Source organism: Pseudomonas sp. SWI36, from assembly GCF_002948105.1.
In the GTDB taxonomy this organism is placed as follows: domain Bacteria; phylum Pseudomonadota; class Gammaproteobacteria; order Pseudomonadales; family Pseudomonadaceae; genus Aquipseudomonas; species Aquipseudomonas alloputida.
Genome location: NZ_CP026675.1, coordinates 2,062,177 through 2,075,137, shown reverse-complemented (window position 1 = coordinate 2,075,137; position 12,961 = coordinate 2,062,177). Strand labels below are relative to the sequence as shown.

Annotated in this window: 13 protein-coding genes; 5 read left to right on the top strand and 8 right to left on the bottom strand. The window is 58.9% G+C overall.

The annotated features are described in order from the left end of the window. Nucleotides 1-6 precede the first annotated feature (6 nt). Entirely contained in the window at nucleotides 7-264 is a 258-nt protein-coding gene (locus C4Q27_RS10095) for a hypothetical protein (RefSeq protein WP_003255717.1), read from the bottom strand. Between the two features lie 369 nt (nucleotides 265-633). Here C4Q27_RS10095 and C4Q27_RS10090 point away from each other — a divergent pair, with 369 nt between their 5' ends. After that, the gene (locus tag C4Q27_RS10090) at nucleotides 634-2,298 is read left to right on the top strand and encodes a reprolysin-like metallopeptidase (protein WP_256600063.1); all 1,665 of its coding nucleotides are present in this window, start codon (nucleotides 634-636) and stop codon (nucleotides 2,296-2,298) included. Between the two features lie 44 nt (nucleotides 2,299-2,342). Here the strand turns inward: C4Q27_RS10090 and C4Q27_RS10085 are convergent, their stop codons facing one another. The 4 genes from C4Q27_RS10085 to choX form a co-directional block, all read right to left on the bottom strand. Continuing rightward, nucleotides 2,343-2,813, bottom strand: a complete 471-nt coding sequence (locus C4Q27_RS10085; protein ID WP_104886802.1) for a thioesterase family protein — start codon at nucleotides 2,811-2,813, stop codon at nucleotides 2,343-2,345. Between the two features lie 10 nt (nucleotides 2,814-2,823). Then, nucleotides 2,824-3,789, bottom strand: coding sequence for an L-carnitine dehydrogenase (locus C4Q27_RS10080; RefSeq protein WP_104886801.1), 966 nt, complete (start codon nucleotides 3,787-3,789; stop codon nucleotides 2,824-2,826). A gap of 162 nt (nucleotides 3,790-3,951) precedes the next feature. Beyond that, the gene (locus C4Q27_RS10075; RefSeq protein WP_003255710.1) at nucleotides 3,952-4,836 is read right to left on the bottom strand and encodes a 3-keto-5-aminohexanoate cleavage protein; all 885 of its coding nucleotides are present in this window, start codon (nucleotides 4,834-4,836) and stop codon (nucleotides 3,952-3,954) included. Nucleotides 4,837-4,959: 123 nt separating this feature from the next. Next, the gene (gene choX / locus C4Q27_RS10070) at nucleotides 4,960-5,904 is read right to left on the bottom strand and encodes a choline ABC transporter substrate-binding protein (protein WP_014589378.1); all 945 of its coding nucleotides are present in this window, start codon (nucleotides 5,902-5,904) and stop codon (nucleotides 4,960-4,962) included. A 144-nt stretch (nucleotides 5,905-6,048) separates the two neighbouring features. Here choX and C4Q27_RS10065 point away from each other — a divergent pair, with 144 nt between their 5' ends. Then, entirely contained in the window at nucleotides 6,049-6,996 is a 948-nt protein-coding gene (locus C4Q27_RS10065) for a GlxA family transcriptional regulator (RefSeq protein WP_011953245.1), read from the top strand. 3 nt (nucleotides 6,997-6,999) lie between these two features. Here the strand turns inward: C4Q27_RS10065 and C4Q27_RS10060 are convergent, their stop codons facing one another. The 3 genes from C4Q27_RS10060 to C4Q27_RS10050 all read right to left on the bottom strand — a co-directional run bounded on the left by C4Q27_RS10060 (nucleotide 7,000) and on the right by C4Q27_RS10050 (nucleotide 8,938). Beyond that, on the bottom strand, nucleotides 7,000-7,617 hold the full coding sequence (locus tag C4Q27_RS10060) for a hypothetical protein (protein WP_064490897.1): 618 nt from the start codon (nucleotides 7,615-7,617) through the stop codon (nucleotides 7,000-7,002). A gap of 73 nt (nucleotides 7,618-7,690) precedes the next feature. After that, nucleotides 7,691-8,383 (bottom strand): hypothetical protein, encoded by a 693-nt coding sequence (locus tag C4Q27_RS10055; protein WP_020193117.1) that lies wholly within the window; start codon nucleotides 8,381-8,383, stop codon nucleotides 7,691-7,693. A 138-nt stretch (nucleotides 8,384-8,521) separates the two neighbouring features. Next, nucleotides 8,522-8,938, bottom strand: coding sequence for a lysozyme inhibitor LprI family protein (locus C4Q27_RS10050; RefSeq protein ID WP_064490898.1), 417 nt, complete (start codon nucleotides 8,936-8,938; stop codon nucleotides 8,522-8,524). A 285-nt stretch (nucleotides 8,939-9,223) separates the two neighbouring features. On the opposite strand from C4Q27_RS10050, the gene C4Q27_RS10045 reads away from it, so the two are divergent. The 3 genes from C4Q27_RS10045 to dgcA all read left to right on the top strand — a co-directional run bounded on the left by C4Q27_RS10045 (nucleotide 9,224) and on the right by dgcA (nucleotide 12,883). Beyond that, a complete protein-coding gene (locus tag C4Q27_RS10045) occupies nucleotides 9,224-10,201 on the top strand; it encodes a dipeptidase (RefSeq protein ID WP_003255700.1) in 978 nt (325 codons plus the stop codon). A gap of 75 nt (nucleotides 10,202-10,276) precedes the next feature. Next, nucleotides 10,277-10,807: a DUF5943 domain-containing protein gene (locus C4Q27_RS10040; protein ID WP_003255698.1), complete on the top strand. Its 531-nt coding sequence runs from the start codon at nucleotides 10,277-10,279 to the stop codon at nucleotides 10,805-10,807. Nucleotides 10,808-10,822: 15 nt separating this feature from the next. Continuing rightward, nucleotides 10,823-12,883 (top strand): dimethylglycine demethylation protein DgcA, encoded by a 2,061-nt coding sequence (gene dgcA, locus C4Q27_RS10035; RefSeq protein ID WP_003255697.1) that lies wholly within the window; start codon nucleotides 10,823-10,825, stop codon nucleotides 12,881-12,883. Nucleotides 12,884-12,961 lie beyond the last annotated feature (78 nt).

Here is a 12,961-nt window from a genome sequence, read left to right as displayed (position 1 = left end):
AATGAATTACGCGCGTTTGTTGAACTGCGCCAACGCTGGCAACAGTTGCTTGTCGATGGCCTGGCGCACTGCCGGCAGGATCGTCGCACTACCGGTGTACATCTGCTCCACCATCCCCTTCAGCGCCCGCGCATTGGGCTCAGTCAGCCCACGAACCACCGCTTCACACGCCTGTTCGGCACTGGCCCCGGCAGGAATATCGAAACCGCGCGCGCGCAGGTGGCCGGCGAGGTCGTCCTGATCAATCAAATCCGCATGCATCATGGCTGTTGTCCCTTTTATCGCTAAGAGAGTGCTGCTGTGATTTACGACCGATTCTGTGACGTGTGCGACAGCCTCGCAAGGACAGAATGTCGCCATGGCTGCTTTGGCTAAGAACAGGTCGTTTACGACTAAATCCCCTGCCAGGCAAGCACGCACACTGAGGCCATTCACGGTACAGAGGGTTTGGTCACCCTCGCTCACACGCAGTGGATGTTGCTCGCTCTTGGCCCCGGTAGCTCACGGCTTTCCGGGGTTATTTTTATTCCGCCAGACCCCCTATACATTCATACACCTAGCATTTATGTCAGGTGACGGACTGCAGAAGTTTGTGCTCTTTTGTGGAAGGTGGATTCCACAGGAGCGGAAAATGTGAAAAAGAATATCTGCATGATCATTGTCCTAGGCGCGACCTTGATAATGGCCTCATGTTCGTCATCTAACCCGCAAACAAGCACAGTTTCGAGTGTTGTTCCGCAGCTGTTTACACTGCAACCTACTCAAAGCCGCCAGATGCTTCAGAAAACAGCAAAAGGTTATCTCAAAACTTTGCTGGCCGACCCCGCTAATGAAGAATTCACGCTAGTTAAGGTTGACGAATCATTGATTGGGGCGAGCACTGAAAATATAGCTATAACACTGCCGAATCGAAAGGCTGAAAAGTTTCACCGGCGAAACTTTAACGTCTTGGCTGATGGTTACGAAGGATGGGTTGGCTATCAGTCTTCAAAGTGGAAAATAGGCAGCTCAGGGTCGGAAGCAGAAATTGATTTCGATCCTAAGTATTATATGTCTGTCATTCGCCTTGGTAATCAGTTGGCAGGCAGTTTTTTGGTGGAGGGCCAGCAATACCGATTGGTTTATATAGGCTCAGATACACACGTGCTGGTCAAGGTTGACGAGTCAAAGTTACCCTCTGAAGATGCACTGGGCGTAGAAGTTGAGATTCCGGCATCCCCTGCTCTAGAACAACCGCAGCAGGTCACATCTGCCTACAGTATTATAAGGCTGCTATTTGTAAGTACAGTGCAGTCTCGCGAGAAAAATCCAAACTATCGTGCTGATTTGATGCTAGGGTTGCAGGATGTAAATCAAATTGCAAAAAATAGCAAGGTGAATATTACTTACGAGTTTGCGGGGTTTATAGACTCTGCTATTGACGAAGTGGGGAAAGACTTTGGAACGCTCCTCAATGAGGTTCAATACAATAATCCCGCTGTCAATGCCAAAAGGGTGGAGCTCAGGGCTGATCTAGTCTCGATGTACGTTGCCAATAGTGAGCTATGCGGCGCGGGTAAGCCGTCGAGTAATAAGACGCAAGGATTTTCGGCGATTAGTTGCATTACCTCGTTAGCCCACGAGATTGGTCACAACTTTGGCATGATCCATAACTGGGATGGGCAAAGTAATAATTATATTCATGGATATCGCTACGGTCCGGATGGAGGGAACCTCAGATTCCGAACTCAGATGTCTTATGACTGTAACCCGACATGTCCGAAAGTACCGTTTTACTCCAATCCGCGGCTGAGTTATCAAGGACAACCTCTGGGAACTGTCGCACATCATGATGTCGCCCGCGCGATCAACGAGCGTAGGGCAAGTATAGAGAGTTTCTACCCTCCCATGCCGGGTGTGCTTAAAAATAAAGGTCGGCTGGAGCAAGGTTCCCCTCACCCTTGCTTGCAGGATTTCGCCGGGTCAAGTATCCAGTTCGTCGCGTGCTCTCCTGGCCCGCAGCAGAAATGGACCTTAGAGCCGTGGGGCGATGCGGGTACGTTCAGGATTGTGGCGCCGGGCGGTAATTGTGTGGTCGCGCGGGCTGACAATTATGTTTTGGCTGAACCATGCCCCGCAACAGTCAAAGATGGTCTTCTCTGGATAGTATCAGCGCAGCCCGATCATACCTTGAAAATACAGAGCTATAACCGCAACCTTTGCCTAGGCTCTCAGCCCAGCTTAATGCCGGGGCCTGAGTTACTGGCATGCGATAACGGTAGGTACCAAAGCTGGATAAATCTCGATATCCCACAATAACCGAGGCCTAGCGAGCAGCCATGGGCTGACTGCTCTCGTTAGCGTCAAATGGGGATCTTTATCACACGGCCTGTAAAGGCTGGCGTTGGTAAATCCCGTTGGCCATCGACCACGCTTTGTAGTTGATTGGTGCTGAATTCTCCAAAAGGCTTGGCCTTTGGTCCCGCCAGGTCCACATGTAAAAGCAATTGCTCACTGGCGGCCAACGCCTCGTCAAAACCTGCTCGATGCAAGCTGTGATACAAGTGCAGTCGCTTTTTATCGAATCCGATGATCTGCGTCTGCACCCACACCTCGGTGCCCAGCTTCACCTCGTGCAGATAATTGATATGCGCCTCCAGCGTGAACAGCGAATTACCGCTTTGCCCGCGGCTATCGGCGTCCAGGCCGATGCGCTCCATCAGGGCATCGGTCGCGTAGCTGAAGATCAGCAGGTAGAAGGCATCGCGAAGGTGCCCGTTGTAATCGACCCAGTCCTCCTGGACCGTGGTGCGGTAGGTGATCAGAGCGGGCATCTTGGCCTCCTTAATCGCTGAATGACAGGCCGTGGCTGGCCTTGCTGGTTTTCACCGCTTCGAGCACCGCCAGCAGGGTGTCGTCACGGTAGCGCTCCAGTGCAGCGATGCTGCGCTCGCCCTGTTGCTCGGAAGTGCCGCTCACCACATCGTCGATCAGCTTGTCGGTCAGTTCCGGTGCTGGCAGGTACGTCCAGGGCAGCTTCAGGGCAGGGCCGAACTGCGACATGAAGTGGCGCATGCCGGCATCGCCACCGGCCAGGGTATAGGTCAGAAACGTGCCCATGAACGACCAGCGCAATCCTGCGCCGAAGCGAATCGCGTCGTCGATTTCGCCCGTGGTGGCAACGCCGTCGTTGACCAGGTGCAATGCCTCGCGCCAGAGCGCTTCGAGCAGGCGGTCGGCGATGAAGCCTGGCACTTCCTTGCGCACATGCAGCGGGCGCATGCCGAGTGCGGTGTAGATGGTTTTGGCAGCTTCAATGGCCTCGGGTGAGGTGCGGCTACCGCCGACGATCTCCACCAGCGGCAGCAGGTACACCGGGTTGAACGGGTGGCCGACAACGCAGCGTTCAGGGTGAGTCGACGACTCGTAGAACTCGCTGGGCAACAGGCCCGAAGTGCTTGAGCCGATGATTGCATCAGGCTTGGCTGCGGCGCTGATTTTTGCGTGCAGGTCGAGCTTGAGGTCCAGGCGCTCTGGTGCGCTTTCCTGGATGAAATCGGCGTTGCGCACGCATTCCTCGATGGTTGCCACGAACTTCAGGCGGTCTTGCGATGCACCAGGGGCCAGGCCTTGTTTTTCCAGTGCCGGCCAGGCGTTGGCGACACGTTTGCGCAGTGCCTCTTCGGCGCCGGGCGCCGGATCCCAGGCCACCACATCCAGGCCATGGGCCAGGGCACGGGCGACCCAGCCGCTGCCGATCACGCCGCTACCCAGGGCGGCGAAGGTTTTGATTTCAGTGATAAAGGGCATAGCTAGTCCTCAGGGAAAAACACAGTCATCAGGGTTCATGGCTAACCCTGTGGGAGCGGGCATGCCCGCGAACACCGGCACGGCCGGTGCCATCCATCGCGTTGCCTGCTTCGCGGGCACGCCCGCTCCCACAGGGTCTTCGGCGCATTTGCGATCGTTGAATCAGCGGCGCTTGAGGTTCATTTTTTCCCGGCCTTCTGCCGGGCTGAGCACGCGGCCACCCATGCGGGTGATGATCTCGCTTGCGCGTTCCACCAGTTGGCCATTGCTGGCCAGCACGCCACGGTCCAGATACAAGTTGTCTTCCAGGCCCACCCGCACATTCCCGCCGAGCAACACGGCCTGGGCGGCCATGGGCATCTGCATGCGGCCGATGCCGAAGCCGGCCCAGGTGACGTTGGCAGGCAGGTTGTCGACCATGGCCTTCATGGTGGTGGTGTCAGCCGGTGCGCCCCACGGGATGCCCAGGCACAGCTGGAACAACGGGTCTTCGAGCAGGCCTTCCTTCATCATTTGCTTGGCGAACCACAGGTGGCCGGTGTCGAAGATTTCCAGCTCGGCCTTCACCCCCAGTTCGGTAATGCGCTTGGCGCCGGCGCGCAGTTGGGCCGGGGTGGACACGTAGATCGAGTTGCCGTCACCGAAGTTGAGGGTGCCGCAATCGAGGGTGCAGATTTCCGGCAACAGTGCTTCGACATGGGCCAGGCGCTCCAGCGGGCCGATCAGGTCGGTGCCCGGGCCGAACGCCAGCGGCGTTTCACCCGGGCCGATTTCCAGGTCGCCGCCCATGCCGGCGGTGAGGTTGACGATGATGTCCACGTCGGCTTCGCGGATACGCTCCATGACTTCGCGGTAGAGGTTTACATCACGGCTGAAACGGCCGGTCTGCGGGTCGCGGACGTGGCAGTGGACCACGGTGGCGCCGGCCTTGGCGGCCTCTACGGCGGATTCGGCGATCTGTTTGGGGGTGACCGGGACCAGGTGGCTTTTCGAGGCGGTGTCGCCGGCACCGGTGAGGGCGCAGGTGATGATGACGTCGTGGTTCATGGTGCAGTTCCTTGTGATGTCGGTGTTGGCTTTTTCGCGGGCATGCCCGCTCCCACAGGATCAATGTGATCCCGAGTGTGGCGCTGTACCTGTGGGAGCGGGCGTGCCCGCGAAAGGGCCCTGTCAGTTGGCGGTAAGCTTGAGGTTGTCCGCAGCCGGCTTGCCATCGAAGGTGGTCACACCCTCAAGCCAGCGGGCTTTGTCCTCGGGGTGGTCCTTGAGCCACTGGCGGGCCGATTCCAGCGCATCCTTGTGGTCGAGCAGTGGCTGCATCATGCGGCTCTCGTCCTCGGCGCTGAACTTCAGGTTGGCCAGCAGGCGGTGGGCATTGGGGCAGCGTTCGGCATAGTCCGGCGCCGTCACCGTCCACACCGTCGCACGGCCTTCGTCAGGCCCAAGCGCATCCTGGCTGTCACCCAGGTAGGCCATGTCGATGTTCACGTTCATCGGATGCGGCGCCCAGCCGAAGAACACCACGGCCTCCTTGCGCCGCACCGCGCGGTCGACGGCGGCGAGCATGCCGGCCTCGCTGGACTCGACCAGCTGGAACTTGCCCAGGTCGAACTGGTTCTTGGTGATCATTGCCTTGATCTGGGTGTTGGCGCCGGAACCCGGTTCTATGCCATAGATCTTGCCGCCCAGCTCCTTCTCAAACTTGTGGATGTCGGCGAAAGTCTTCAGGCCCTTGTCGTAGAGGTATTTCGGCACGGCCAAGGTGGCGCGCGCGTCCTCCAGGCTTGGCTTGTCCAGCACTTTGACCTGGTTGGCATCGACGAACGGGGTGATGGTCTGGGTCATGATCGGGTTCCAGTAACCCAGGAACATGTCCAGGCGTTTGTCGCGTATGCCGGCGAAGATGATCTGTTGCGAGGCACTGGTCTGTTTGGTCTGGTACCCCAGGCCGTCGAGCAGTACCTGGGCCATGGCGCTGGTGGCAATGACGTCGGTCCAGTTGACCACGCCAAGGCGCACGTTTTTGCAGGCGGCGGGCTCGGCGGCGAAAAGCGGGGTGGCGACGATGCTGCTCAGGGCAAGGGGCAACAGGCTGCGGCGGATCAAGCTGTGCATGGTGGCTCTCCATCGGCAGTGCATATTGTTATTGAGGGCGGCCTCTGCGGACCGTGTGAATACGCTACGCTGGCGCTACCTTGCCCAAGCGCACGCTAGCGACAGGAATTAGCACCGGGGCGACCAGTTTCTGTGGAGGAGGGGATGATGGAGACGATTGCCTTTCTGTTGGTGCCCGGCTTTTCTGCCATGGGGTTCATTTCGGCGGTGGAGCCACTGCGGGTGGCCAATCGTTTTGGGGGGCAGTTGTACCGGTGGCAGGTGCTTAGCCTGGACGGTGAGGCGGTGCTGGCGAGCAATGGCATGTCGATCAATGCCGATGCCGCCTTGGGGGAGGGCGAGCCGGCCAACATCCTGCTGGTGGTCGCGGGCTTCGAACCACTGGCCAATGTCGCACCCAAACTGCTGCATGCGTTGCGCCGGCTCAACCACGAAGCTGTCATGCTCGGTGGCATCGATACGGGCGCGATGGTGCTGGCCGAGGCAGGGCTGCTCGAGGGCTACCGGGCGACATTGCATTGGGAGGCGCTGGAGGCATTCAAGGAACGCTATCCAGGCCTTCAAGCCACCCAGGAGCTGTTCGAGATCGACCGCAGCCGCATCACCTGTGCCGGCGGAACGGCCTCGATCGATTTGATGCTGCACCTGATTGCCCAGTCTCACGGCAGCGAACTGGCGGTCAAGGTGTCCGAGCAGTTCGTGCTGGGTCGTATCCGTCAGCGCCAGGACCACCAGCGCATGCAGATCGGTGCGCGTTATGGCATCAGCAACAAGAAGCTGGTCCATGCCATTGGCGAAATGGAAAAACACATCGAGCCACCGCTGAGTACGCTGGAACTGGCTGCCGCGATCAAGGTGACAAGGCGTCAACTGGAGCGTTTGTTTCGCATGCACCTGGATGCAACACCGAGTGGTTTCTATCTCGGGTTACGGCTGGACAAGGCGCGCCAGCTGTTGGCCCAGACCGACATGTCGGTGACTGAAGTCAGCCTTGCGTGCGGGTTTGAACTGCCATCCTATTTCACGCGGCGCTACAAGCTGAGGTTTGGACGGTGCCCGCGGGAGGAGCGACGGCCCAGCGGTACAAAGTGAGCTTCAATCCAGTTCACGCTCGAGAATGGCCCTTAGCTTTTCGCGATTCCTTGCTTGCAGATCCTCGCGAAGCTGGGCGAAACCTGCTGCATTGAAGCGTGCACCCAGGTGATCGAATATCAGGTTCAGCTTTCTGGTGGGCTCGACCGGGTCGGTAATGCAGTAGGCATAGAACAGGATCGCAACCGGGACCTGGTCCCCTTCATGGTCCATTTCGATACTGAGATGTGAAGAGGCGTTCATGACGGTGAAGGTACGCGTACCTGCCGACTGCAGAGCGGCTTGAACATTTTCGTCGAGGCTCTTGAACCAAGGCCCTTTTTCGCGCGGTGGGGGTAGAAAGCCACTGTACACATCGCTTAATGCAAGCAAGTGCGGCTCATACACAATGGTTTTATGTGTATGTTCGAGCAGGGTGAATTTCAATGATTGCAAGGTGGCGATAGCGACAGTGAACCATTGCTGAGGCTGGGTTTCCATCGAGTATTTTTCATTGGCTACTGCTTGCGAATAACGCAGGCATAGCTGCAAATCTTCCCATGTATCGAGTGTCAGCCAGGGCGCAGGCTTGATGCTTAGCCGCTCCTCGAATATTCGGGTGTCCAGGCTCGTATCGTCCATGTGGCATTGCTCCTTGATGGATGCAGATGACCAGAACCGGGTACCAGCGCGCTCTGGTACCCGGCCTCGCTAATCAGATAGCGAGAAACGCGCCGAGGTCGCCTTTGATCTTCTCATTCACAAGATCACGTGCAGCGTCGAAGTGACGAACGCTGAACGTGCCTTGTTGCGAAGCGCGATAGACGCGGGTAGAGGTTTTGTCCACCTTGCGGGTCAGGGCGCCTTCACGCTCGACTTTCGAGTCGTAGCTGGCCTGGAAGCTGGTCATGTGCATCGCAGGCAGGCCTTGTGGCGTCATTTCGCACTGGGCGACCACGAAGTTGCTCGATTTGCCGGTTTCGCTATGGCTGTGCTTTTCCAGGTGCGCCTTGACTTCCGGCTTCTGCACGACAATTTGCAGAACACGCCTGGCGCAGGCGGCGCGACGAGGGTCCGCGGAGACGCTGATGGTGACGGACTTGGTGATCAGCTCTGCCAGGGTCAGGTTGTCCTCATCAATGGCATCTTCGGCATGTGCTGCGCCCGTCATGGTCCAGCCAAACTTGATCAGGCCATCGTTGTAGAAGTTGTACCACTCGCGCTGCTGGGTTTCCTTGTCGAACTTCTTATTGGCCAGTTCGGTCATCAAGCGCATGCCGGCCAGGATGTCTTCTGCAATGTTGGCAGGCACATTGTCAGCGAAGATGCAGATGGTCTGGCCGGTAGCGGCTACGCGCTCTTGACCCTCTTTGCGGATTTTTTCCATTTCAACTTTGATGTCAGCCACTTTGTAATTCCTTGATAGTTGTGAGTTCCAAGACACACATGGTGAGCACGTGGTCTGAGGGCACTATCGAGCAATTACGCAGGGGGCATCAGCGGCATGTTGTTCCTCTGGAGTTGATCCTTCACTCGCGCGTGCTGATCAATCTTCGGGTGCCGGCTCGTCACTGTTTTGCGAGCCCAGGCTGCGCAAATACTCCGCCCGCTCATCGCTGCGCTGTGCAATGCAGCTGTTCCAGGCGATCTGGTAGGCGTTGCTGCCGGGTTGTTCAGCATGGGTTTCGACCTTGCAGTCTGCATCGCGCAGTTGGATCCAGACTTTCTCGGCTGCCTCTATTCGCGACATCAGGCCAGCCTCGTCGCCAAACTGATCACGCATGCGCTCGATCAGTTCGTCGTAGGCCGACTGCAGCTCACGCTCGGCGACCTGCTTGTTGAATGCTGCACAGGCGAACGTTTGCTGGTCGGTCTCCACATTGTCGCAAGGTGTGCTTTCTTCCTCACCGGCCTGGGCCCCGCTCACGATGGCCAGCAGCACCAGCCATGCCATTGATTTCATCCGTTTTCTCCTCAACAGGCTGTCGAATCGCAGGGATTCTCGCTCAGCCAGAGGTCAGGTGGTAGCTCCCTGACCAAATGTTCATGTACCGGCCGCAAATGTCGTTATCGAGACTGTCTCTCATCCCCGGAACACGCGCCAGACGCGCTCTTGTCGCGCATTGACGCTTTCGGCAAACCCCCTGTCGTTTTTGCACCGGGGCGCCTCGGGGCACAGGCATATGCTGGCCTCAAAGCGCCGGCAGAAGGTTTGGCGCGACCCAACTCTATAAAAGGGGACAGCCTGATGAGCCCAGCCGAACTACACGCCGACAGCATCGTCATCGATGGCCTGATCATCGCCAAATGGAACCGCGAGCTGTTCGAAGACATGCGCAAAGGCGGCCTCACTGCGGCCAACTGCACGGTGTCGGTCTGGGAAGGGTTCAAGGCTACCGTCGACAACATCGCGTCCAGCCAGAAGCTGATCCGCGACAACAGCGACCTGGTGATGCCGGTGCGCACCACCGCCGACATCCGCAAGGCCAAGGAGCTGGGCAAGACCGGCATCCTCTTCGGCTTCCAGAACGCCCATGCGTTCGAGGACCAGATCGCTTATGTGGATGTGTTCAAGCAGCTGGGCGTGGGCATCGTGCAGATGTGCTACAACACCCAGAACCTGGTTGGCACCGGCTGCTACGAGCGTGACGGCGGGCTGTCCGGCTTCGGTCGCGAGATCGTTGCCGAGATGAACCGTGTCGGCATCATGTGCGACTTGTCCCACGTCGGCTCCAAGACTTCCGAAGAAGTCATCCTCGAATCGAAAAAGCCGGTGTGCTACTCGCACTGCCTGCCCTCGGGCCTGAAAGAGCACCCGCGCAACAAGTCGGACGAAGAGCTGAAGTTCATCGCCGATCACGGCGGTTTCGTTGGCGTCACCATGTTCGCGCCGTTCCTGGCCAAAGGCATTGACTCGACCATCGATGACTACGCCGAGGCCATCGAGTACACCATGAATATCGTCGGTGAAGACGCCATCGGTATCGGTACCGACTTCACCCAGGGTCACGGCCAGGACTTCTTCGAATACCTGACCCATGACAAGGGCTACGCCCGCCGCCTGACCAACTTCGGCAAGATCATCAACCCGCTGGGCATTCGCACCGTCGGCGAATTCCCCAACCTCACCGAGACCTTGCTCAAACGCGGCCATTCCGAGCGCGTGGTGCGCAAGATCATGGGCGAGAACTGGGTAAACGTCCTCAAGGATGTCTGGGGCGAGTAAGCCGCTCTCCAAGCCTGATAGCCCCTGCCAGCAACGCCGGGGCACCCACAAAAAATTTTATGGAGTTGAGTTTCCATGGCCAAAATCGCCCCGCAATTGCCAATCGAAGTCGACAGCGAGACCGGTGTCTGGACCAGCGACGCCTTGCCGATGCTGTATGTGCCTCGGCATTTCTTCGTCAATAACCATATGGGCATCGAGGAAGTGCTGGGCGCCGACGCCTATGCCGAGATCCTCTACAAGGCTGGCTACAAGTCTGCCTGGCACTGGTGTGAAAAAGAGGCCGAGTGCCATGGCCTGGAAGGCGTGGCGGTGTTCGAGCACTACATGAAGCGCCTGAGCCAGCGTGGCTGGGGCCTGTTCGAGATCCAGGATATCGACCTGGATAAAGGTACCTGCAGCGTCAAGCTCAAGCACTCTGCGTTCGTGTACGTCTATGGCAAGTGCGGCCGCAAGGTCGACTACATGTTCACCGGCTGGTTCGCTGGCGCGATGGACCAGATTCTCGCTGCCCGCGGCAGCAAGATCCGCACCGTGGCCGAGCAGGTCTATGGCGGGTCGGAAGAAGGCCACGAAGATGGCCTGTTCGTTACAAAGCCGTTGTAAGCCGGAGATAGCGTCATGGCATTCGAAGCAATGTTCCAGCCGATCCAGATCGGCAAACTGACCATCCGCAACCGTGTGCTCAGCACCGCGCATGCCGAGGTCTACGCCACTGACGGCGGCATGACGACCGACCGCTATGTGAAGTACTACGAAGAGAAGGCCAAGGGCGGCATCGGCCTGGCCATCTGTGGCGGCTCGTCGGTGGTGGCCATCGACAGCCCGCAGGAATGGTGGGCATCGGTCAACCTGTCGACCGACCGCATCATCCCGCACTTCCAGAACCTTGCCGACGCCATGCACAAGCATGGCGCCAAGATCATGATCCAGATTACCCACATGGGCCGTCGCTCGCGTTGGGACGGCTTCAACTGGCCGACGCTGATGTCGCCATCGGGCATTCGCGAACCTGTGCACCGCGCCACCTGCAAAACCATCGAGGTGGAAGAGATCTGGCGGGTAATCGGCAACTACGCGCAGGCTGCGCGTCGCGCCAAAGAGGGCGGCCTGGACGGCGTGGAATTGTCGGCGGTGCACCAGCACATGATCGACCAGTTCTGGAGCCCACGGGTCAACAAGCGTACCGACGAATGGGGCGGCACCTTTGAAGGCCGCATGAAATTCGGCCTGGAAGTATTGAAAGCCGTACGCGCCGAAGTGGGTGACGACTTCTGCGTGGGCATGCGTATCTGCGGTGACGAGTTCCACCCTGATGGCCTCAGCCACGAGGACATGAAGCAGATCGCCGCCTACTACGACGCCACCGGCATGCTCGACTTCATCGGCGTGGTCGGCTCGGGTTGCGATACCCACAACACCCTGGCCAACGTCATCCCCAACATGAGCTACCCGCCGGAGCCGTTCCTGCACCTGGCGGCCGGTATCAAGGAAGTGGTCAAGGTCCCGGTGCTGCACGCGCAGAACATCAAAGACCCGAACCAGGCCACGCGCATTCTTGAAGGCGGCTACGTGGACATGGTCGGCATGACCCGTGCGCACATGGCCGACCCGCACCTGATCGCCAAGATCAAGATGGGCCAGATCGACCAGATCAAGCAGTGCGTCGGTGCCAACTACTGCATCGACCGCCAGTACCAGGGCCTGGATGTGCTGTGCATCCAGAACGCCGCGACCTCCCGTGAGTACATGGGTGTGCCGCACATCATCGAGAAGACCACCGGCGTCAAGCGCAAGGTGGTGGTGGTTGGCGCAGGCCCTGCCGGCATGGAAGCGGCCCGCGTGGCTGCTGAACGCGGCCACGACGTGACCCTGTTCGAGAAGAGGGACCAGATTGGCGGGCAGATCACCATTGCCGCCAAGGCCCCGCAGCGTGACCAGATTGCCGGTATCACCCGCTGGTACCAGCTTGAGCTGGCTCGCCTGAAAGTCGACTTGCGCCTGGGCACTGCCGCTGATGTGGCCGCCATCCAGGATCTGCGCCCGGACGTCATCGTGCTGGCCGTAGGTGGGCACTCGTTCCTGGAGCAGAACGAGCACTGGGGCGCCGCTGAAGGGCTGGTGGTCAGCAGCTGGGATGTGCTCGATGGCAAGGTAGCGCCGGGCAAGAATGTGCTGGTGTACGACACCATCTGCGAATTCACCGGTATGTCGGTCGCCGACTTCATCGCCGACAAGGGCAGCCAGGTCGAGATCGTCACCGACGACATCAAGCCAGGTGTGGCCATGGGCGGTACCACCTTCCCCACCTACTACCGCAGCATGTACCCCAAAGAAGTGATCATGACCGGCGACATGATGCTGGAAAAGGTCTACCGCGAAGGCGACAAGCTGGTGGCGGTACTGGAGAACGAATACACCGGCGCCAAGGAAGAGCGCGTGGTCGATCAAGTCGTGGTTGAAAACGGCGTGCGCCCTGACGAGGAGCTGTACTACGCGCTCAAGGAAGGTTCGCGCAACAAGGGCCAGATCGACGTGGAGGCGCTGTTCGCCATCAAGCCACAGCCGATCCTCAGCCAGCCGGGCGAAGGCTACCTGCTGTACCGCATCGGCGACTGCGTGGCCCAGCGCAACGTGCATGCGGCGATCTACGACGCCTTGCGCCTGTGCAAGGACTTCTGATCGTTAACAGTCGCCGCCATCGGGCGCGATCCCTGTAGGAGCGGGTTTACCCGCGAATGCGTCAGCACTGACAACACT

Bases quoted from the DNA above. Each gene is read 5' to 3' on its own strand.
- C4Q27_RS10095 (WP_003255717.1), bottom strand. From the start codon at position 264: ATGATGCATGCGGATTTGATTGATCAGGACGACCTCGCCGGCCACCTG.
- C4Q27_RS10085 (WP_104886802.1), bottom strand. From the start codon at position 2,813: ATGCCCGCTCTGATCACCTACCGCACCACGGTCCAGGAGGACTGGGTC.
- C4Q27_RS10080 (WP_104886801.1), bottom strand. From the start codon at position 3,789: ATGCCCTTTATCACTGAAATCAAAACCTTCGCCGCCCTGGGTAGCGGC.
- C4Q27_RS10075 (WP_003255710.1), bottom strand. From the start codon at position 4,836: ATGAACCACGACGTCATCATCACCTGCGCCCTCACCGGTGCCGGCGAC.
- choX (WP_014589378.1), bottom strand. From the start codon at position 5,904: ATGCACAGCTTGATCCGCCGCAGCCTGTTGCCCCTTGCCCTGAGCAGC.
- C4Q27_RS10065 (WP_011953245.1), top strand. From the start codon at position 6,049: ATGATGGAGACGATTGCCTTTCTGTTGGTGCCCGGCTTTTCTGCCATG.
- C4Q27_RS10060 (WP_064490897.1), bottom strand. From the start codon at position 7,617: ATGGACGATACGAGCCTGGACACCCGAATATTCGAGGAGCGGCTAAGC.
- C4Q27_RS10050 (WP_064490898.1), bottom strand. From the start codon at position 8,938: ATGAAATCAATGGCATGGCTGGTGCTGCTGGCCATCGTGAGCGGGGCC.
- C4Q27_RS10045 (WP_003255700.1), top strand. From the start codon at position 9,224: ATGAGCCCAGCCGAACTACACGCCGACAGCATCGTCATCGATGGCCTG.
- C4Q27_RS10040 (WP_003255698.1), top strand. From the start codon at position 10,277: ATGGCCAAAATCGCCCCGCAATTGCCAATCGAAGTCGACAGCGAGACC.
- dgcA (WP_003255697.1), top strand. From the start codon at position 10,823: ATGGCATTCGAAGCAATGTTCCAGCCGATCCAGATCGGCAAACTGACC.